This is a genomic window from Sulfobacillus harzensis, assembly GCF_012933365.1.
Taxonomy (GTDB): Bacteria; Bacillota; Sulfobacillia; order Sulfobacillales; family Sulfobacillaceae; genus Sulfobacillus_B; species Sulfobacillus_B harzensis.
On record NZ_JABBVZ010000080.1, the window covers coordinates 1 to 15,432 of the forward strand.

Sequence of the window (15,432 nt, forward strand, 5' to 3'; positions counted from 1 at the left end):
AGACAACCGGAGGTGAACCCAATGGACTCGTTACCCGAACAGGACATGACGGCACTGGTCGCGCAATACGAGCGGCTAGTGCCCGCCGTGTATAAGCGTCTGGCCGGGTCGTTAGACCCGCGCATTGAGCCAGATGACTATTTGCAAGAGGGGCGTGTCGGATTGGTCAAGGCATGCCGCCAAGGCTGGGATGACTGATGAGGGCCGGACCGAGGAGGCGCGTGTGATGCCGCATAAATGGTTTTGCGAGACGTGCTGGGAGACGCATTGGAACTGGATCTGCCCCAGTTGCGGGTTGGGAGAGGTGTACTGCGCCGCAACGGTGGACGAAGACGATCCCCCGAAGTGTGAGCACTGCGGCTACGAGGTAAAACGAGGCGAGTTTGAGACTCTGGACGGATGGAGTTAGGCCAATGGCAAGCGCCGCCCGTGTATTTAATACTTTGCCACAAGTCGGGTCAAATATCGGCCCGGTAGAAAATCGCGGCGCGAACCGCGTCCCGTTTGAGGTCTGGGAGGGCCAGCAAATCACCCGCAACGGCAAGATTGCCGGGCGGTTGACGGTCGTGAAGCCGGACGATTGGCTATCCCACGAAGACAACGAGAAATTGCGCCGCCGGGCGCACGCCCTGAAGCTCTGTTCTCGACAGCAATGGGTCCAGCTGCTGAGTGACGGTAGCATGGAGTTGGCAAGCGTGGTGCATTGCCATGACCGCCTCTGTGGCCTGTGCGCGGCGCGGCGGTCCCGCGTGTGGCAGGACCGCGTGCAAACGTGGATGACCCCGGACGGTCGGACGCGCTGCGACGCGAATGGCCGTTTGAAGGGCAACCGGACCGCCGAGGAAATCATGGCGGCGCTGGATCGGGAAGTGCTGCGGTTGCAGCAGACCATTGACGACCCCGCGGTCTTGCGGGACGCCATTGACCAAGCTTGGGACCGGGCCGGACGCGAAATGGTCACAGTCGAGCGCCCGCTGCATCAGCAGTTTGTCACGTTGACGATCCCGAACGTGGAGCACGTGTGGATGCTGGGAATCGGCCGGGACGTGCTGGACGGTGTGATTTTGACACCCTTCCGCCAGATGATGGCGGCCATTAAGCGGCGTCGCAACCGGGCGGCCGGGCGGCGCGTCGGGCCGGTGACGCGCAAACAGTTGCGCCGCGCCGTGCGACGGATGCAACGGAGGCCCCGCCGGGCGTGGCGGTGGAAGCGCCCCCGCGGGCGGCATTATGTGTTGGGCATCGGGTACTTAACCCGCATTCGGGGCTATATCGCGGCGCTGGAAATTACGCATCATCCCAAAACCGGCTATCATCCCCATTTACACTTGCTCACGTGGGCAACCCGCGCCTATGTCGGGCAAGGCATTGTCCGCCATGTATGGCGACATTACACCCGCAACGCGGCGATTCAGGCCGTGAAAGTCGTGAAAGCGGCGGCGCAGACGGTCGGCAAAGAACTGGTGAAATACCTGACCAAAGTGGAAAAAACCACGTCGGCGGCAGTGCGGGAAATCGAACGAGCATTGTGGGGGCGGCGGGCCATTTGGACGGGCGGCATCGCCTACGGGGTGCGCTGGTCGAAGCAAAAAGCGGAGGAGGACCGCATGGCGCGGTTGACCGCGCCCCCGTTGGCCGAACAGGGGGAACATCAGTGGCGTGAATGGGACCCCAAAACGCAAACGTGGACCGCAAGGCCATTGCGCGACGATACCGCCGAGCTGCCCGTGAAGACCGCGGAACAGTGGGCGAATCCCTTGGCCGTGACCCCGGACGGGGAACGCACGCGCCGCCCCTTGGCCGAGGCCGCGGCCCAACGGGACGCCGTGCGGCATCAGACGATCCCGGTCCACACACCCGAGGAACGCGAACACCGATATTGGGCCGAGGACCAGCGGGAGCGACAGGGGATGCCTTTGGGACATGACCCCAAACGGGGACGCCCGCGACGGCGATGGCAGCTGTATGTCGCCCTGCTGGTGTGGTCGTTGCTGGCCGCCGCCGTCTGTCCGGAGAATGCCGAGGCGGGATTGCGGCAGATATTGGGAGCCTTTGCGGAAGGAGGATTCGCGGCATGATTCGGACGACGATATGGGAAGCGTGCAGCGGTCCCGTGGTGTTGGGCGATGACGAATTGTTGTCGGCGGTCTGGTATCGCATCGGGCAAATGTACGCCGCGATGGAGGACCGGCGGGCAGTCTGGTGGCACTTCGAGCGATTTAATTCGGGGCGCTGTGTGTCTGCCCGGATGCATCCAGCCACGTGGGAACGGGAATGGAGAAACGCGGGGGCCTGGCAGCGCGAAGTCGAGCGACTATGGGGCCACCGATGTCCCTTAGTGGACCACGTGCCCCATATTTGTCCCGTCCACCCGGCCAAGACCCGTGAGCCGGTGCCGTTTGGGGAATCGCGATGGACGGCGACGTCGGAAAAAAGTCGCCCCTAACGTGTTGTCGCATCCCCGAAAGACTGAGGAAAATCGAAAGAGCGAAGGAGGAAATTGAATGCTCATCCAGTGCCCGACATGCCAGCACACACACAAAACGACGGGAGCGCGGAAGCGGTGGCATTGCACCGAATGCGGCACATTGTGGGACGCGACGGGCCGGGTCGTGACCGGGCGGAAGTTCCCGAAGCCGCGCCCCAGTCCCGAAACCCAAGCCAAGGCGCGGGCGGCCCGCAAGCAGAAAGCGCACACGCGCCCCACCGAAGACCCGCCGGGCCGGAAAAAGACATTTTGGGATGCCGAAATTCTCTAATGCGACGGCGATGGACGACGCACGAAATCGACCGAGCCTTGGCCTTATATCGCGCCGGGCTGCCCGTGACCGTGATTGGCCGCGTCGTCGGCCACCCGGCGAGCAGCGTCCACGGCCTGATGCGACGGCGGGGCCTGCGCCGCCGCCGACGCTGGGAACCGCAAGACGATGCTCAGCTGGTCGCGTGGAAATCGCTGACCCAAATTGCACGGGAGCTGGAGCGGTCGCCGGAGGCGGTGCGCAAACGACGGCAACGATTGCAGCAAATGGAGGGGGCACGACATGGAACGGATTGACAGGATTGGATTTAGGGAACAAGGTATCTCCGTTCAAGAAATCCAGGGCCACTGGATCGAGATTCGCCTGGTGTGGGGCGGCGAAATTACGATGTCGCAGGGCGTGGCGCGGACGATATGGGCCATGCTGGGCGAATTATTAGCGGCCATGGACGCCCGCGAGAAACAGGAGGCGCAGTGATGCCAGTTCCAAACAGTGCAACGCTGCAGTGGGCGCAGCGTGTCTTAGAAGGGCTGAACGCGACGCCAACCGCAACGAACATGAAGCTAGCGAGTGGATGGATCGTGGCTGAACACGGGTGGGCGTGGAACGGATCGGGCAACAATCCGCTCAACACCACGTGGAAACTCCCAGGGTCCACGAACTTCAACAACTTGGGAAACGGGGAAGGGGTGCAAAACTACCCCTCCATACAAGAAGGATTGCAGGCAACAATAGACACCTTAACCCAACAAAGTCCCAGCTTCAGTACCTTGGTGGAAGGGCTAAGAAACGCGGATTACAATCTGTTTTTTAGTGCCCAGGGGATGCAGGAGTTGGACACCTGGGGAACGGCCGGACCCTATTGCAAGTCGGTGGTGGACAGTGTGACCGGTATTCCGACGCAGTATTTACACGCGGCCGGCCAAGCCGGCGCGGGGGCAACCGTCGAGGCCGGCCCCATCTTACAACGGTTCTTTAGCGACATCAACACCGGGGCGAATGACCTCGCCAATCTGCTGGGGTTGAATCAGTTCATCAAGCCGGGCGCGAACACCAAAAGCATCATCGTTGGGGCCGGGGTGGCCGCGCTGATCTTGTGGCTGATCGCGGAGGGCGCAGACAATGCCTGAAGATCAGGATGTGCAACGGCCCCCCGCTCTGGACGTGGACATGGGCGGGGCACCGCAACTGGAAGGCACCGACAACGCGCCCGGCAATCCGTTGGAGGCCCCGCCGCCTGCGGCCCCGGCGGGACCGTGGACGCCGGACGTCATGAAAGTGCTGATGCAAGGCATCTTTGCAATGCTGGCCGCGTGGCGCGGTCCGCATTGGCAATATCCCGACGTGGAGGCCGATCCGTTGCTGGACCCCACAGCCCAAGTCTTTAACCAGACGCCGGGGTTGCGGGATTTGGCCCCCGAACACATGGCGATTGCCGTGGTCGTGACGGGATGGGGCACCATTGTCGCCAAGCGCGTCGGGTGGGACCGCCAGCTGGCGGCGGCCCGCGCACAGGAAGCCAAACAGTCGGTTGAGAGGCCGACAGAAGACAACTGGACCGGCGGGAGTCCGTATGGCCCGAACCAACTCGCCGAGTAATCCGGAAGGGAGGAAAAACGCATGACACGCGAAGAAGCGCGGCAACACTTACGCAATGCGGGACTCAGCCATCGCATCATCGCTAGTTTGGAGCATTTGGTGGAGGCGCTGATTGGAGAACGGCTCCCCGAAGCGGACAGCACGAAGACCCCCGAGACCACCCCGGCGGATCAGACACAGGAGGACACGCATGAACAACCAGCAGCGCATTGAGATGATCGAGAAAGAAGTCGGGGAGGACCTGGGCAAGTTGCCCGCGGGCATGGGGATGCTGTTGAAAACCGTGGTCTTCCCTCAGTTGAAGACCGTACCGGATACGGAACTGCCCGCCGTGCGGGAGGCGGTCGCGCACATCATCCTGATGCTCAAGAAGGCGTTCGATTTATGACCCGCGATAGCCTGCGCGCGCAGGAAAAGGTCACGATTATCGGGCCAAACGGAACCGGAAAAAGTTACTTGGCGCTGGGCTACATCCAAAAGATGCCCAGCGCCATTGTTCACGACCCTAAACACGAAATTGAGTTGCCGGGGTTTACCATCACCGAAGACCAGCGGGCATTGTTGCGCGAACCGCGGGTCATCTGGCGGCCACCCCTGTTGGCCGACCCCGTGAAGGTCGGCGACGTGTGCGGCTACGCGGCCTTAACCCGCGGTCATACCTGTCTCTATTTGGATGAGGCGGCCTATGTCACGACCAGCCTGCGAATTGGCCGCTGGCTGGCGGCGGCCATTCGCATGGGGCGGTCGCAGGGCGTCGGCATTTGGGCGGCCACGCAGCGGCCCGTCGATGTCCATAACCTCTTTTTTAGCGAAGCGTGGGTGATTCTCTGTTCGCCATTAGTGGTCGGGTTCGACCGCGATAAGATTAAGGGTTTCACGGGCGAAGATTTTAGCACAGTTGTCCGGAAATCATGGCCCCCTTTTTCCTTCTACATGGTACGACGAGGCCAGAAAACAGGCCGCGTCATTCGCGTGCCATAAACCGAGGAGGAATCTCACCATGGCGAAGTATTCCGTGGGCGACATGTTCAAGATCGGGCTGATCGCCGCAGTGTTTATCTGGTTGCTGAAACTGGTCTTCAATATGGTCAGCATTCCGGGGCTCAGCCCGGCAGTGGAAAATCTCTAAGAGGGGGCAGCACCATCATGCGGCAAGTAGTACGCCAGATTAAGTCTGTCCCCTATGCGGCGGGACAGATGGAAATTCCCATTCCGCGCACGGGGTATCTGAGTCGGATTTGGGTCCGCTTTAACGGGACATTAGATAACACCGGATCAGCGGCAGGCACTGCCGGGTATCGGGCCCCGTGGAGTCTCTTGCAGTCGGCCCGGTTAAACGTCAACGGGAACCTTTATCCGTTGTCAGCGGACGGATATGGCTACGAAATGCTGGCGCGGCTCATGCGACCGGGCTACCAGGATGATTCGCAAATGGGCGTCGCGGTGGGCAGTAACACCGTGGAATTTACCACCCCGCTGCCCGTGACCGTCACGGATGCGAACATGACGGGCGTGATTTGGGCGGGGAATCCCGAAACGACCATCATGCTGGAACTGTTGTGGCGGGACGCCACCGATCCCGCGTTTTTCAGCGGGACGGGGACCCTGACGGGCACCGTCGAAGTGTGGGCGGAGTCGTTCCTCTTTTCGGGGAACGAAATGAAGCCGGACATCTCGACGCTGCATAACTTTACGGTGATTTCGCAAAACCTGCCGGGCACGGGCGAGCAATACATCACGTTGCCGACGTTGAACCAGGTGTACCTGCGGATCTTCCACGTGATTGAAAACAACGGGGCGGCGCTGGGTTATACGCCGGGTCTCATGTTCCAGTTGGACATCGAAGACTACGAAAAGCCGTACAGCTTCACCGATGGGGAAATGCAGCAGTTGCAGAACTACCGGTATTTGGGGAAGCTGCCGGTCAGTACGGGCGTGCGGGCTTATGACTTGTACTGGACGCGCACTCTGCGGGACGTGGTGAACTCGACGGGATTGAGTCTGTTTCAGGCGCGGGTGATTGTGCCGGACAGCCTGACCATTACGGCCCCGGCGAAGATTTACACCTACATCGAATCACTCAGCCCGTTGCACTAAGGAGGGGGCAGGCACCATGAACTTGGATGCAGTCTATGGGGCGTCGGTCGCGGCCAAGGCGTCGCGGGCCGGGGCCTTGGCCTTGACGGCGACCAGTCTGCAAGCGCTGCCCGCGGCGGTGAGTCCGTTGGATACGGCCCAAGAGCTGAAAAAGACGCACCAACCGGCGAGCGTCGGCGGTCTCCCTAACGGGTGGATTTTCGGTATTCTGCTGGCCGTGCTCATCCTCTGGATTATCGTGGAAGGGCGGCGACGCCGATGACGAGCTTTTCGACGATGTGGAGCAACGAACTCCAGGCCAACCTGCCATATCTCATGACGCTGCTGGGATTGACGGCCTTGGATCTCCTGTTGGGCGTGGCGCGGGCGCTGGCCGCGAAGCGCTTTCAAAGCGGCCTCCTGCGCAACACCCTGTCGAAGCTCATACAAGAGCTGGGGCTGCCGATTTTGTTGGCCTTGTTAGGCGTCGCCAACCATGCCTTCGCCGCGCTGGTAACGGGGGCGCTGTGGTTGGCGATTGTGGCCGAAGCGACCAGTCTGGTCGAACAATTGCGGGGCAAGACGACGGGCGGCATTTGGGGGGACATTTTGAACTTGCTGCACGATGTGAAAACCCAGCAAGGACAAAACACCTCGCCGTCTGACAGCCAACCGCCGACGACAGGGGGCGGAGCCTAATGGAAGATATCATCTTTTTGTTGCTTGCCGCCTTAGTACTGTTTCTGCTTTTACGGAATGTCTTGGGCGGCGGCAACGCGGGCACATCCTCGGCCTATCAGTCGAATCTGATCGGGAGCGCCCAACAGGCCGCACAAAAAGCCATTACCGCCATTGACACCACGGCGGCAAACACCGCGTCGCAGTTGGGAAAGTTGGCGGCCACGGTCGAAAGCAACATTCTGCACGGGGCGGCAAAGGCGTATGAAAAAGCGCCCGTAGCCACACCAAAAACTACAAATTACGCAAAAGCGGTCCAGGGTCAGTTGTATCCCGGCATCGCGACGGGGCTGGGGGCGACGGCGGGACCCGCCGGGGCCATAGGCGCCGGGGTTGGCTCCGGGTTGATCGATTTTGTGGGGGGTGTCGAGCAGGGCGTCGGAAGTGCCGCGGGCGCGGTAAAAAAGCTGCCAGCGCAAAAGTGGCTGAACACGCATATTAACCATCCCGTGGATCACGCGCTGGGGTCTGCCTTCTCAGCGACGGCGAAATTCGTGAGCAAACAGGCCAATAACGTTACGAACTGGATCGGCCACGTGCTGTAGGGGAGGGGAGACCATTGGCCGAAAAGAAAGGCAACTGGTTAGGGGTCGTGCTGTTTCTGGCGGCGGCCATTATTCTGTATGAGCTCTGGAAGAATGGCACCCTCACCCGGCTCTTCCATTTGGGGGGCGCGGCCACGGCCCCCAGCACGAGCACGGCGGCGCAATCCACGGGCAGCGCGGCTAAATCCAGCAGCGGCGGAAGCAGCGGGGGGCATGTCGTGGTACAAAAAGGCCAAACGCTGTCCGGGATTGCGGCGTCCCACGGCATTAGCCTGAGCGCACTGGAACAGGCCAACCCGCAAATCCAGGACCCGAATTACATTCTGCCGGGGGAAGTCATTAACCTACCGGGCGCGGCCAGCAACACGGCGAGCACCAGCGGAAATACGGGGAGCGCCGCCAAGACCGCGCAGACCGTGCATACCACCAGCAGCGGCACGCACACGACGGGGAACAGCGTGACGGTGCAAAAAGGCCAAACGCTGTCCGGCATTGCGGCGGCGCATGGCCTGAGCCTCAGTGCGCTGTTGCAGGCGAATCCCGGCCTGAGCGACCCCAACCTGATTTATCCGGGGCAACGGATTAAGCTGCCCGGCGGCGCATCGCGGAGCGGCGGTGGGGTGAAAGTGCTGACCACCCCGTACCGCGAACCGGCGCAACCGAGCAGCAGCAGCGCAACGGGCTTTATTCACTTCAATAGCCCCGCGGAGGCGTCGGTCAGTGCGCTCGCATCGAATCATCCCGTGTCCATTGCGGGATTGAGTGCGGCGCAAGTGGGCTACTTAAAATCGTTGGCGAAAGCCGGAAAACTGGCGGGCGTGACCGCGACGGGACAGCCCATTTTCGTCAAACCGAACGCGAACCCCAACGTGGTCTTCCAGACGCATAACAGCGGGGGCACCTACGTCCGCAAGTTGGCGAACCAAGCCGGGACGAACCGGGTGGCCTACCAGGTGAACACCCAAAGCCACAAGCCGTCGTATGCGGCCACCACGCGGGTCGCCAAGGGCCAAACGCTGTCAGCCATTGCCGCCGCGCATGGGCTGAGTCTGGCGAGCATTGAGCGGCTCAACCCGCAGATCCACAACTTCAACCTGATTTATCCGGGTGAGGAGGTCCATCTCTAATGGGGCCGTTGATTCAGGAGTTGGTGCTCAAAGGGGAAGCCCGGTTGCAAGAGCAGACGCTCTTTACCGGGGCGAGTAGCACGACACAAGGGGCATTTGAGCCGACCGCGAACTATGTCTGGATTATCTACGAAATTGACTTGGAACCGCATGACGTGAACTTGTACGTGAGTATCACGGGGCCGAACATCGTGGGCGGCGCAAACTTGCGGTCGTTGGGGCAACCGATTGAGACGGCCTATTTGGCCGTGCCGGGCGGCGCGGTCAATGTGACGCTCAACAACAATACGGACTCGGGGGGCATTGCCACCATTCGCTGGATTCAGCTGGTCAGCTTGCAATTCCGGCAGCTGGTCAACCCGGCCTATCAGGCCAGCGCCGCGGGGTGGCTGAACACGTTGCAGAAAGTGGGCCAACAACCCGGCCACTTGACGGAGGGAGGCCACAACAATGGGTGAGATCCTGAACTCTGGCATGATGTGGCGCGGGTACAACTATCCCGATCCGAACAACTCTTATTTCACGACGACGGCAGGACAAGCGTTGACGCAAGACTTTACGCAAGCGGTGAACCGCGTCGTGGTTTACCACGACGGCAGCGTGCCGTTATACGTGAAGTTCGGGGGCGTGGCGGCGAGTGAGACCAGCTATGACGTCGTGCTGCCGCCCCGGATGGGCATTGCGGGGGGCCTCAATACGACGGCAGTAAGCGTCTATTCAGCGGACGCCGTGACGTGCTATATCGGCGGATTCCGGGAAGACAATACCAGCATTTAGGAGGCGAGCGCGTGAGTGAGTTTAGCATGTTCCCGGTGCCAGTAGTCGGCGCGTCATCCGGGTTGCCGGAGACGGAAGTCGTCCCGCAAGCCGCTGCGCCCACCCTGATTGGCACCTTTGCCGCCTCCGACTTTTCGGCGTCGCAGACGTATAAGGCGGTGATGACAGGCGTCCTTCATCGCAACGCGGTCGAACGCTCCTTTATTATCGCCAATACGTTGAATGAAGCGTTGACGAGTCTGGATTTTTGGCTGTTTGATACGACACTGAGTACCTACTCCAACACCGGAGGCGGCCAGAACCTCAGCGATAGCAATGGCGTCGCATCGAACGGCTATGCGCAATATACCAGTGAGGCGGCGGGAATCCTGGCCTTTCACGGGGATTCGCTCATCATTCAAATGGGCATGGGGGCCACGGCCCCGACGAGCGGGGAAGTCCAGGTCTACGTCGTGGAACTCTTCCACTAGGAGGGGATGACAATGGCAAGACGGCGACGACGGCGGCATGTGGGGCGGCGCATCCGGCGACGGGTCACGCGAGGGGTCATGCACCATGCGCGGCGGCTCTGGCGGAAATCGTTGCTCTAGGAGGCGGCCCCATGGCATCCAAACGCTTTGTCAGACTCGAACGGCAGGTCGAACACGAATACCGCAAGAAAGGGTATTCGCTCAAACGCGCCCGGCGCATCGGGCGGGCGGTGGCCGGAGAAGTCGCGACACGCAAACACCGCCGCCGCACGAAGACACGTCGGCGCACCACACGACGACGATCAAGGAGGCGTTAAGATGGCACTAGGACATCATCATCGACGAGATTGTGATTGTGCATTCTGCCGCCGGGCCGCCCGGTTGCATCGGCGGCATCATCATCGGCGGCATCATCGCCGCGAACGGAGGGCACGGCGATGAAGGGCAAGGAACTCTGGATTTACTGGGCGTTTGTGGCGCTGAGCCTGCTGTGGTTGGCCTACCTGGCGGGCACCTGGAAAGGCGAAGCGCGGGCGCGTGCGGAACGCGACAAGATGGAACTCAAGCGCCGCCTGTTCGCGCTAGAACAGGCGCACAGGGAAATAAACAACAAGGGAGTACAATAATGGGAACGGTCACTAACAACTGTAAGGATTGGATGGCCGCTATAAATACGGCAACGGTCTTGGACGATTCAGGCTATGAACTTTACTTCAATCAGTGCCCGGCTTATCAAATCGGGTCGAGTACGAGCACGCGCCCGTGGACGTGGGAGCAGATTGTGGATTATTTTTACGGAAGTGCCGCGGCATCCGATTCGGTGGCCGTCTCGAATCTGGCCTGGCAGAATAAAATGGCGGTGAACGACGCCATCGAGGGCGCGTGGGTCTGGTTCTCGCAGTACCTTTACGGAAGCAACGGCACCTACTCGTTTTCATGTGCCAACGTTTTCCCGCCTTGTAGCAACATTAATGTCGATCAGCTATACGGTGTTCAAGGTGACAACCAGCCTGCTAACGAAGCGTGCGGATATTAAGAACTACGGTTTGAGAGGCCATCCGTACCAACTTGGCGCGTCGGTTTGCATCACTCGAGGCGGAGGATACTTCGGCAGGGTAATGTTACTAGATTCCCCTATTGATGGGTTTTGCGTGAAATAATACCCCCACATGCCACCTGGTCCGATAGTTTGTCCCCACAAGAGCGGCGGTTTGCCGGACTTACGCCAGGCGCGTTGAATCCAACTGGGTTGCCATTGCATAATCCACGCCTCGCGGGTCAATAATGGCGCAGTCGCGGGAGGCGGAATAAGCCGTGAGCGAACCGATGCAGTACGATTGGCGGCCGCTTGCGGGGAAGCGGCCCGATGGGGCGCTGGCTGGGGCCGGGAGACGGAGAACGCGACATAGGCCCCAAGACCGACGATAACGATAGCGGGGGCAAGATATTGCTGACGCATGGGTTGATGTCACCTCACATGGTTAAGTCACTAGGGTTGAAGCGGACGCTGTTAAGGATTTGCTGAAGTAATCCGGTATCAGGACCGCTGACATAGGCCAGAAACTCGCCTTGCGTAGCGGGAGATGTGTACACCTCACCCATGAGACCGGAACCAGAGAAACTCCACAGGTTCGGGCCGAGTTGCCCGGTAATCTGAGTTCCGGGGGGGAGACCAGCTGAGGGATCGAAAGGCTCAGAAGGCCCTGCTGGCACGTTATGGTTCATACCAAACGCTTCCTCATAACGAAACATAAACGTGTCGGTCCCCCGCCCCCACACATCGTAGGCAGAGCCGTCTTGCGCTGTATCGGAGCGCGGATAAGGCGACCAGGACAGGGGTAACGAGACGGTTCCAGCCGAACCCGAGGGGCCGTATAGTTGTAAGGGAACGGTCCGATACGACACGGACGGCGGCGCAATCGATGAGCTGGACGGGGGCGGTGAAGGGGACGAGTTTTGGGCCACCGGGGCTGCTGACGTGGCTGCACGGGATGGATCCCCAAACGCGGAAAACGAAGCGGACGCGATAACATGACCAGCACCAATTGCTGTCAATTGGTAATGGCCTGCTTGATGTACCATTAAGGACCAAACAAAAATATCCCAGTTTGGGTTAATGTCGGATGCATGATGCCAAATAGGCGACCACCCTGCGCCCTCGCGACGGCTGAGCATCCAGTTAATATGTGAGACATGAAATGACAGTGGGTCGTACAGTCTTGCATAAATTTCTTGGCCCGTCTGTATGTTGTGGCCGGACACAGGAAGATTTCGGTTACCGCGATTATAGGAAGTACCCACTGTCAAAGATTTCGATGTCCCGAGGCTTGCAACACTGAATACGATGATGCCACCGAGAACCACGGCTCCTCCTAGAAACAATTTCTGGGACCGTCGCATGAACGTCATTCCTCCCATTCAAAAAACGCATAACCGATAGGCGCACCGCGACGGGCCGTCGGTACTGCGCTTAAACGGGCCGTGCGGAAGAATTCGGGGAAAAAATAGCACGGCACCCGTTGACTGTCAAGCGATTATCTGATAAAGATTAAAGCGAGGTTCAGGGAACGTCCGATAAGCCGGATTATGTAATCTGCGTTGTGCTCTTCGTGTACTGTACGGGGAAGTAAAACTGTTGACATTGCGGAAGTACAACTCTTTACACTTAGCTTCCTCCGCCGATTTGGAAGTAAAACTGTTGACATAGGCCATCCGGAGTCTATTTTCGGAAGTAAAACTGTTGTCATATCACGATGATGAGTCCGCCCGCTTTATGAGATCTCCGAGTAGGTTGTGGGAACGACCTTGGGTGCTCCAAGTGCGATGAATTCTTTCGATTTGCCGGAGACTCTCCTTCCGGTGTTCATTAGCGCTGGAAGGTATGGCCGCCACCTCGTCCTCTGCCGATGACCACCAATAAAAGTTGACCGACCGTGTCGTGCGCGCTTTCCAATGCGGGGGCACGAGCCGCCCCTGCACCCACTAAGGTTGGAACGCACCCGGACGTCCCATCAATGGCGATGCGCTTTGGTGGATTATGGTCCTGGTCACGGCGGCGTGCGCGGGGTTCTTCTTGTTGGAAAGTAGCTCATTTCAAAACGCCCCACGTCCCAATTGATGCGGTGGAGTCCCGTACTCCCCACTAACCCCCTGAGGACTGCCGGAACATGTAGAGACGCAAATCCTCTCGGACCAGAAATTTAGCATACGCCCGGCAGGCTCTTTCCTCGGACTCCTCAACGGAGGGCAGGCTCACAAAATACGATCCCGCGCCTTCACTTCGTCCTGGGACTCCCGAATAGCCTCATCGACTAGGACGCCGTCTCCCGGCAACGGGCACCGGATTAGGAACCGTTCGGTGGTAAATTCATGCGGAAAATCCAAAAGAATCGGGTTCATGATATTCCTCCTTGTTCGGGGCCTCTGTCCCATATTTCAATCATCGGTAGCGCCAGGGGCGGGGACATTCGATCCCCGTTGAGGCGGCGACCTGTCCCCGTCGGGTGCCGGCCCATGCATGGGCTCGACCGGCCCGGGTCGCCCCCGAGCGCCCGATGTCCGCGCCGTGCCCCCTCTCTCGCCCGAACGGTAGGGATCGTCTCTTCGGTTCTGAATCCCCTGTGGCGGTCACGGCAGCGACTACGGGGCTCGCTTGACATGCGGGACGTCGCGGGCGAACGGCTCGAAACCGACTCCGTAATATAGTTCACGCGCCGCCGGACGTCCGGCAGCGCCGACGCATGCGACCAGCATCGTCTCCGCGCCCGCATCGCGGGCCCGGTGCATGCCGTGCCACAGTAGGGCGGTAGCCAGGCCCTGACGCCGATAGGCCCGATGCGTCCCCACAGGTTCGAATTCCGCGGTGCGACTGACCGGATCGAACCAGATAATGGCGGTGGCAACCAAGGTGCCGTCCGGTGCTTCGATCAGCACATGCAAGTCGTCGCGATACGGCCACATGGATTGGACGCCGGCCATACTGGTTTCGGTGAGTAGGTAGAACGCGGCCTTGAGGCTTGGCCGTCATGGCGAGTTTCTCTTGGGCCGCGAACCCCCTCAGAACCGGACGTGCGCAATTAACGCATCCGGCTCCCCAAAACACTCACCGACGAAATACCTGAGACGCTTGCGTCACGCGGGGCGATGGAAGGCGGAACCACGGTTTCCGGGCCCACTCTGACCACGGCCACGGACTCCGTTGGCTCCGACGACGCAGCGACTGCCACCACGCTCGATACACGGCCATCCGAACCCGGGTCAACGCGGGCAGCGCGGTGCCGTATCCAAAGTATTGGTAGAATCCGCGTAGTCGTTGGGTCAATTCCTGCTGTTGCAGCCCGGGTGGCGCATGGCGATTGGCCTGCATCCACTGTTTCGTGGCGACGTAGAATTTCCGGACGCTCTTCGGTGTCGGGATTCGGACGAGCCGAAAATTTCCCTTCCGTGATGTTCCCATCACGTGCCGGAACCCCAGAAAGTCAAACGTCTCCCGTGTGCGCGGCTGGGATTTCGTGTGAGCCCAGACGCGCCGTCCGAACGGAAGCAGGCGCGTCTTCTCCTCGGCCACCTCCAACGAGAACTTCGCCAAGCGTTGAGGCAAGGCCTCGGCAAACCGTTGGGCGTCCCGCACGTCCTCGAAGAGCACCACAAAATCATCCGCAAAGCGGACCAAATGGGCTTCTCCGTGACACTGGGGTTGGACAACCCGGGCGAACCAGAGGTCGAGCACGTAGTGCAGGTAGACATTCGCTAATATCGGCGACGCTGGCCCACCCTGCGGTGCTCCTTTGGTGGGACGCGTGCGCGTCCCCCGGTCCTCAATCGGTGCGCGGAGCCATTTACCGACAAGGCGAAGAATCCACGGGTCTCCAATCCGCACCCGGAGCATGCGCTCGAGCCAGGCATGGTCGAGGTGATCGAAGAATCCCCGGATGTCCGCTTCAAAGACCCAGTGAATCGGGTGCTTAAAGACAAGGGACTCGATGGCACCGAGCGCATCATGCGCGCTCCGCTCGGGGCGGAATCCATAGGAGGAATCGAGGAAATCCGCCTCGTAGATGGCGCTGAGGAGGCGGGCGACCGCCGCTTGCATCAGGCGATCAGCCACGGTCGGGATGCCCAGCGGACGCAGTTTGGCCGGTTGCCCCGGTTTCGGAATATACACCCGTCGGACCGGAGGCGCCTGATACGCATGGCGTCGTGACCGGTCGACGAGGTCCCGGATGGCGGTCTCGCGCTGGCTGTCAAAGTTCTGCATCGTCTGACGGTAGAGTAGGAGGCCCCTTGCGGGGCCGTCCCCTCATCGAACCGGACTTGTGGTTTTCCCACATCCGGCTCTCCG

Annotated in this window: 28 protein-coding genes; 24 read left to right on the forward strand and 4 right to left on the reverse strand. The window is 60.3% G+C overall.

The window, feature by feature from the left end; translation table 11 throughout:
• From HIJ39_RS16995 to HIJ39_RS17105, 24 genes are all read left to right on the forward strand, one after another.
• Window positions 1-198: hypothetical protein (locus HIJ39_RS16995; RefSeq protein ID WP_207711754.1), on the forward strand; the 198-nt coding region annotated here is incomplete at its 5' end.
• A 28-nt stretch (window positions 199-226) separates the two neighbouring features.
• Window positions 227-409, forward strand: a complete 183-nt coding sequence (locus HIJ39_RS17000) for a hypothetical protein (RefSeq protein WP_169101801.1) — start codon at window positions 227-229, stop codon at window positions 407-409.
• Window positions 410-413: 4 nt separating this feature from the next.
• A complete protein-coding gene (locus tag HIJ39_RS17005; protein ID WP_169101803.1) occupies window positions 414-2,078 on the forward strand; it encodes a protein rep in 1,665 nt (554 codons plus the stop codon).
• Window positions 2,075-2,446 (forward strand): hypothetical protein, encoded by a 372-nt coding sequence (locus HIJ39_RS17010; RefSeq protein ID WP_169101805.1) that lies wholly within the window; start codon window positions 2,075-2,077, stop codon window positions 2,444-2,446. Before HIJ39_RS17005 ends, HIJ39_RS17010 begins: the two co-directional genes overlap by 4 nt.
• A 58-nt stretch (window positions 2,447-2,504) precedes the next feature.
• Window positions 2,505-2,759: a hypothetical protein gene (locus HIJ39_RS17015; protein ID WP_169101795.1), complete on the forward strand. Its 255-nt coding sequence runs from the start codon at window positions 2,505-2,507 to the stop codon at window positions 2,757-2,759.
• Complete coding sequence (locus tag HIJ39_RS17020) at window positions 2,759-3,055, forward strand: helix-turn-helix domain-containing protein (protein ID WP_169101807.1); 297 nt, start codon at window positions 2,759-2,761, stop codon at window positions 3,053-3,055. The genes HIJ39_RS17015 and HIJ39_RS17020 overlap by 1 nt, the downstream gene beginning before the upstream one ends.
• The gene (locus tag HIJ39_RS17025; RefSeq protein WP_169101809.1) at window positions 3,042-3,236 is read left to right on the forward strand and encodes a hypothetical protein; all 195 of its coding nucleotides are present in this window, start codon (window positions 3,042-3,044) and stop codon (window positions 3,234-3,236) included. Before HIJ39_RS17020 ends, HIJ39_RS17025 begins: the two co-directional genes overlap by 14 nt.
• A complete protein-coding gene (locus HIJ39_RS17030) occupies window positions 3,236-3,889 on the forward strand; it encodes a hypothetical protein (RefSeq protein ID WP_169101811.1) in 654 nt (217 codons plus the stop codon). Before HIJ39_RS17025 ends, HIJ39_RS17030 begins: the two co-directional genes overlap by 1 nt.
• A complete protein-coding gene (locus tag HIJ39_RS17035) occupies window positions 3,882-4,358 on the forward strand; it encodes a hypothetical protein (RefSeq protein ID WP_169101813.1) in 477 nt (158 codons plus the stop codon). Before HIJ39_RS17030 ends, HIJ39_RS17035 begins: the two co-directional genes overlap by 8 nt.
• A 21-nt stretch (window positions 4,359-4,379) precedes the next feature.
• Window positions 4,380-4,571, forward strand: a complete 192-nt coding sequence (locus HIJ39_RS17040; RefSeq protein WP_169101815.1) for a hypothetical protein — start codon at window positions 4,380-4,382, stop codon at window positions 4,569-4,571.
• The gene (locus tag HIJ39_RS17045) at window positions 4,549-4,746 is read left to right on the forward strand and encodes a hypothetical protein (RefSeq protein WP_169101817.1); all 198 of its coding nucleotides are present in this window, start codon (window positions 4,549-4,551) and stop codon (window positions 4,744-4,746) included. Before HIJ39_RS17040 ends, HIJ39_RS17045 begins: the two co-directional genes overlap by 23 nt.
• Window positions 4,743-5,339 (forward strand): type IV secretory system conjugative DNA transfer family protein, encoded by a 597-nt coding sequence (locus tag HIJ39_RS17050; protein WP_169101819.1) that lies wholly within the window; start codon window positions 4,743-4,745, stop codon window positions 5,337-5,339. Before HIJ39_RS17045 ends, HIJ39_RS17050 begins: the two co-directional genes overlap by 4 nt.
• A gap of 19 nt (window positions 5,340-5,358) precedes the next feature.
• Entirely contained in the window at window positions 5,359-5,487 is a 129-nt protein-coding gene (locus HIJ39_RS24680; protein ID WP_275107365.1) for a hypothetical protein, read from the forward strand.
• Window positions 5,488-5,504: 17 nt separating this feature from the next.
• Complete coding sequence (locus HIJ39_RS17055; RefSeq protein WP_169101821.1) at window positions 5,505-6,455, forward strand: hypothetical protein; 951 nt, start codon at window positions 5,505-5,507, stop codon at window positions 6,453-6,455.
• A gap of 16 nt (window positions 6,456-6,471) precedes the next feature.
• Window positions 6,472-6,717: a hypothetical protein gene (locus HIJ39_RS17060; RefSeq protein WP_169101823.1), complete on the forward strand. Its 246-nt coding sequence runs from the start codon at window positions 6,472-6,474 to the stop codon at window positions 6,715-6,717.
• Complete coding sequence (locus HIJ39_RS17065; RefSeq protein WP_169101825.1) at window positions 6,714-7,133, forward strand: phage holin family protein; 420 nt, start codon at window positions 6,714-6,716, stop codon at window positions 7,131-7,133. The genes HIJ39_RS17060 and HIJ39_RS17065 overlap by 4 nt, the downstream gene beginning before the upstream one ends.
• Window positions 7,133-7,717 (forward strand): hypothetical protein, encoded by a 585-nt coding sequence (locus tag HIJ39_RS17070; RefSeq protein WP_169101827.1) that lies wholly within the window; start codon window positions 7,133-7,135, stop codon window positions 7,715-7,717. Before HIJ39_RS17065 ends, HIJ39_RS17070 begins: the two co-directional genes overlap by 1 nt.
• 14 nt (window positions 7,718-7,731) lie before the next feature.
• Window positions 7,732-8,844: a LysM peptidoglycan-binding domain-containing protein gene (locus tag HIJ39_RS17075; protein WP_169101829.1), complete on the forward strand. Its 1,113-nt coding sequence runs from the start codon at window positions 7,732-7,734 to the stop codon at window positions 8,842-8,844.
• Window positions 8,844-9,302: a hypothetical protein gene (locus HIJ39_RS17080; protein ID WP_169101831.1), complete on the forward strand. Its 459-nt coding sequence runs from the start codon at window positions 8,844-8,846 to the stop codon at window positions 9,300-9,302. Before HIJ39_RS17075 ends, HIJ39_RS17080 begins: the two co-directional genes overlap by 1 nt.
• The gene (locus HIJ39_RS17085; protein WP_169101833.1) at window positions 9,295-9,621 is read left to right on the forward strand and encodes a hypothetical protein; all 327 of its coding nucleotides are present in this window, start codon (window positions 9,295-9,297) and stop codon (window positions 9,619-9,621) included. Before HIJ39_RS17080 ends, HIJ39_RS17085 begins: the two co-directional genes overlap by 8 nt.
• Window positions 9,622-9,632: 11 nt before the next feature.
• On the forward strand, window positions 9,633-10,091 hold the full coding sequence (locus HIJ39_RS17090; RefSeq protein ID WP_338055225.1) for a hypothetical protein: 459 nt from the start codon (window positions 9,633-9,635) through the stop codon (window positions 10,089-10,091).
• A gap of 131 nt (window positions 10,092-10,222) precedes the next feature.
• Window positions 10,223-10,408, forward strand: a complete 186-nt coding sequence (locus tag HIJ39_RS17095; protein ID WP_169101797.1) for a hypothetical protein — start codon at window positions 10,223-10,225, stop codon at window positions 10,406-10,408.
• A 120-nt stretch (window positions 10,409-10,528) separates the two neighbouring features.
• Window positions 10,529-10,717 (forward strand): hypothetical protein, encoded by a 189-nt coding sequence (locus HIJ39_RS17100; protein ID WP_169101835.1) that lies wholly within the window; start codon window positions 10,529-10,531, stop codon window positions 10,715-10,717.
• Window positions 10,717-11,127: a hypothetical protein gene (locus tag HIJ39_RS17105; RefSeq protein WP_169101837.1), complete on the forward strand. Its 411-nt coding sequence runs from the start codon at window positions 10,717-10,719 to the stop codon at window positions 11,125-11,127. The genes HIJ39_RS17100 and HIJ39_RS17105 overlap by 1 nt, the downstream gene beginning before the upstream one ends.
• Window positions 11,128-11,130: 3 nt before the next feature.
• Here HIJ39_RS17105 and HIJ39_RS17110 read toward each other — a convergent pair whose 3' ends face one another.
• The 4 genes from HIJ39_RS17110 to ltrA form a co-directional block, all read right to left on the reverse strand.
• Window positions 11,131-11,550: a hypothetical protein gene (locus tag HIJ39_RS17110; protein WP_169101839.1), complete on the reverse strand. Its 420-nt coding sequence runs from the start codon at window positions 11,548-11,550 to the stop codon at window positions 11,131-11,133.
• 1,793 nt (window positions 11,551-13,343) lie between these two features.
• A complete protein-coding gene (locus HIJ39_RS17115; RefSeq protein ID WP_169101841.1) occupies window positions 13,344-13,490 on the reverse strand; it encodes a hypothetical protein in 147 nt (48 codons plus the stop codon).
• 240 nt (window positions 13,491-13,730) lie between these two features.
• Window positions 13,731-14,051 (reverse strand): GNAT family N-acetyltransferase, encoded by a 321-nt coding sequence (locus HIJ39_RS17120; protein WP_207711755.1) that lies wholly within the window; start codon window positions 14,049-14,051, stop codon window positions 13,731-13,733.
• A gap of 142 nt (window positions 14,052-14,193) precedes the next feature.
• On the reverse strand, window positions 14,194-15,348 hold the full coding sequence (gene ltrA, locus HIJ39_RS17125; RefSeq protein ID WP_243239787.1) for a group II intron reverse transcriptase/maturase: 1,155 nt from the start codon (window positions 15,346-15,348) through the stop codon (window positions 14,194-14,196).
• Between the last annotated feature and the right edge of the window lie 84 nt (window positions 15,349-15,432).

Bases quoted from the DNA above. Each gene is read 5' to 3' on its own strand.
- HIJ39_RS17000 (WP_169101801.1), top strand. From the start codon at position 227: ATGCCGCATAAATGGTTTTGCGAGACGTGCTGGGAGACGCATTGGAAC.
- HIJ39_RS17005 (WP_169101803.1), top strand. From the start codon at position 414: ATGGCAAGCGCCGCCCGTGTATTTAATACTTTGCCACAAGTCGGGTCA.
- HIJ39_RS17010 (WP_169101805.1), top strand. From the start codon at position 2,075: ATGATTCGGACGACGATATGGGAAGCGTGCAGCGGTCCCGTGGTGTTG.
- HIJ39_RS17015 (WP_169101795.1), top strand. From the start codon at position 2,505: ATGCTCATCCAGTGCCCGACATGCCAGCACACACACAAAACGACGGGA.
- HIJ39_RS17020 (WP_169101807.1), top strand. From the start codon at position 2,759: ATGCGACGGCGATGGACGACGCACGAAATCGACCGAGCCTTGGCCTTA.
- HIJ39_RS17025 (WP_169101809.1), top strand. From the start codon at position 3,042: ATGGAACGGATTGACAGGATTGGATTTAGGGAACAAGGTATCTCCGTT.
- HIJ39_RS17030 (WP_169101811.1), top strand. From the start codon at position 3,236: ATGCCAGTTCCAAACAGTGCAACGCTGCAGTGGGCGCAGCGTGTCTTA.
- HIJ39_RS17035 (WP_169101813.1), top strand. From the start codon at position 3,882: ATGCCTGAAGATCAGGATGTGCAACGGCCCCCCGCTCTGGACGTGGAC.
- HIJ39_RS17040 (WP_169101815.1), top strand. From the start codon at position 4,380: ATGACACGCGAAGAAGCGCGGCAACACTTACGCAATGCGGGACTCAGC.
- HIJ39_RS17045 (WP_169101817.1), top strand. From the start codon at position 4,549: ATGAACAACCAGCAGCGCATTGAGATGATCGAGAAAGAAGTCGGGGAG.
- HIJ39_RS17050 (WP_169101819.1), top strand. From the start codon at position 4,743: ATGACCCGCGATAGCCTGCGCGCGCAGGAAAAGGTCACGATTATCGGG.
- HIJ39_RS24680 (WP_275107365.1), top strand. From the start codon at position 5,359: ATGGCGAAGTATTCCGTGGGCGACATGTTCAAGATCGGGCTGATCGCC.
- HIJ39_RS17055 (WP_169101821.1), top strand. From the start codon at position 5,505: ATGCGGCAAGTAGTACGCCAGATTAAGTCTGTCCCCTATGCGGCGGGA.
- HIJ39_RS17060 (WP_169101823.1), top strand. From the start codon at position 6,472: ATGAACTTGGATGCAGTCTATGGGGCGTCGGTCGCGGCCAAGGCGTCG.
- HIJ39_RS17065 (WP_169101825.1), top strand. From the start codon at position 6,714: ATGACGAGCTTTTCGACGATGTGGAGCAACGAACTCCAGGCCAACCTG.
- HIJ39_RS17070 (WP_169101827.1), top strand. From the start codon at position 7,133: ATGGAAGATATCATCTTTTTGTTGCTTGCCGCCTTAGTACTGTTTCTG.
- HIJ39_RS17080 (WP_169101831.1), top strand. From the start codon at position 8,844: ATGGGGCCGTTGATTCAGGAGTTGGTGCTCAAAGGGGAAGCCCGGTTG.
- HIJ39_RS17085 (WP_169101833.1), top strand. From the start codon at position 9,295: ATGGGTGAGATCCTGAACTCTGGCATGATGTGGCGCGGGTACAACTAT.
- HIJ39_RS17095 (WP_169101797.1), top strand. From the start codon at position 10,223: ATGGCATCCAAACGCTTTGTCAGACTCGAACGGCAGGTCGAACACGAA.
- HIJ39_RS17100 (WP_169101835.1), top strand. From the start codon at position 10,529: ATGAAGGGCAAGGAACTCTGGATTTACTGGGCGTTTGTGGCGCTGAGC.
- HIJ39_RS17105 (WP_169101837.1), top strand. From the start codon at position 10,717: ATGGGAACGGTCACTAACAACTGTAAGGATTGGATGGCCGCTATAAAT.
- HIJ39_RS17110 (WP_169101839.1), bottom strand. From the start codon at position 11,550: ATGCGTCAGCAATATCTTGCCCCCGCTATCGTTATCGTCGGTCTTGGG.
- HIJ39_RS17115 (WP_169101841.1), bottom strand. From the start codon at position 13,490: ATGAACCCGATTCTTTTGGATTTTCCGCATGAATTTACCACCGAACGG.
- HIJ39_RS17120 (WP_207711755.1), bottom strand. From the start codon at position 14,051: ATGTGGCCGTATCGCGACGACTTGCATGTGCTGATCGAAGCACCGGAC.
- ltrA (WP_243239787.1), bottom strand. From the start codon at position 15,348: ATGCAGAACTTTGACAGCCAGCGCGAGACCGCCATCCGGGACCTCGTC.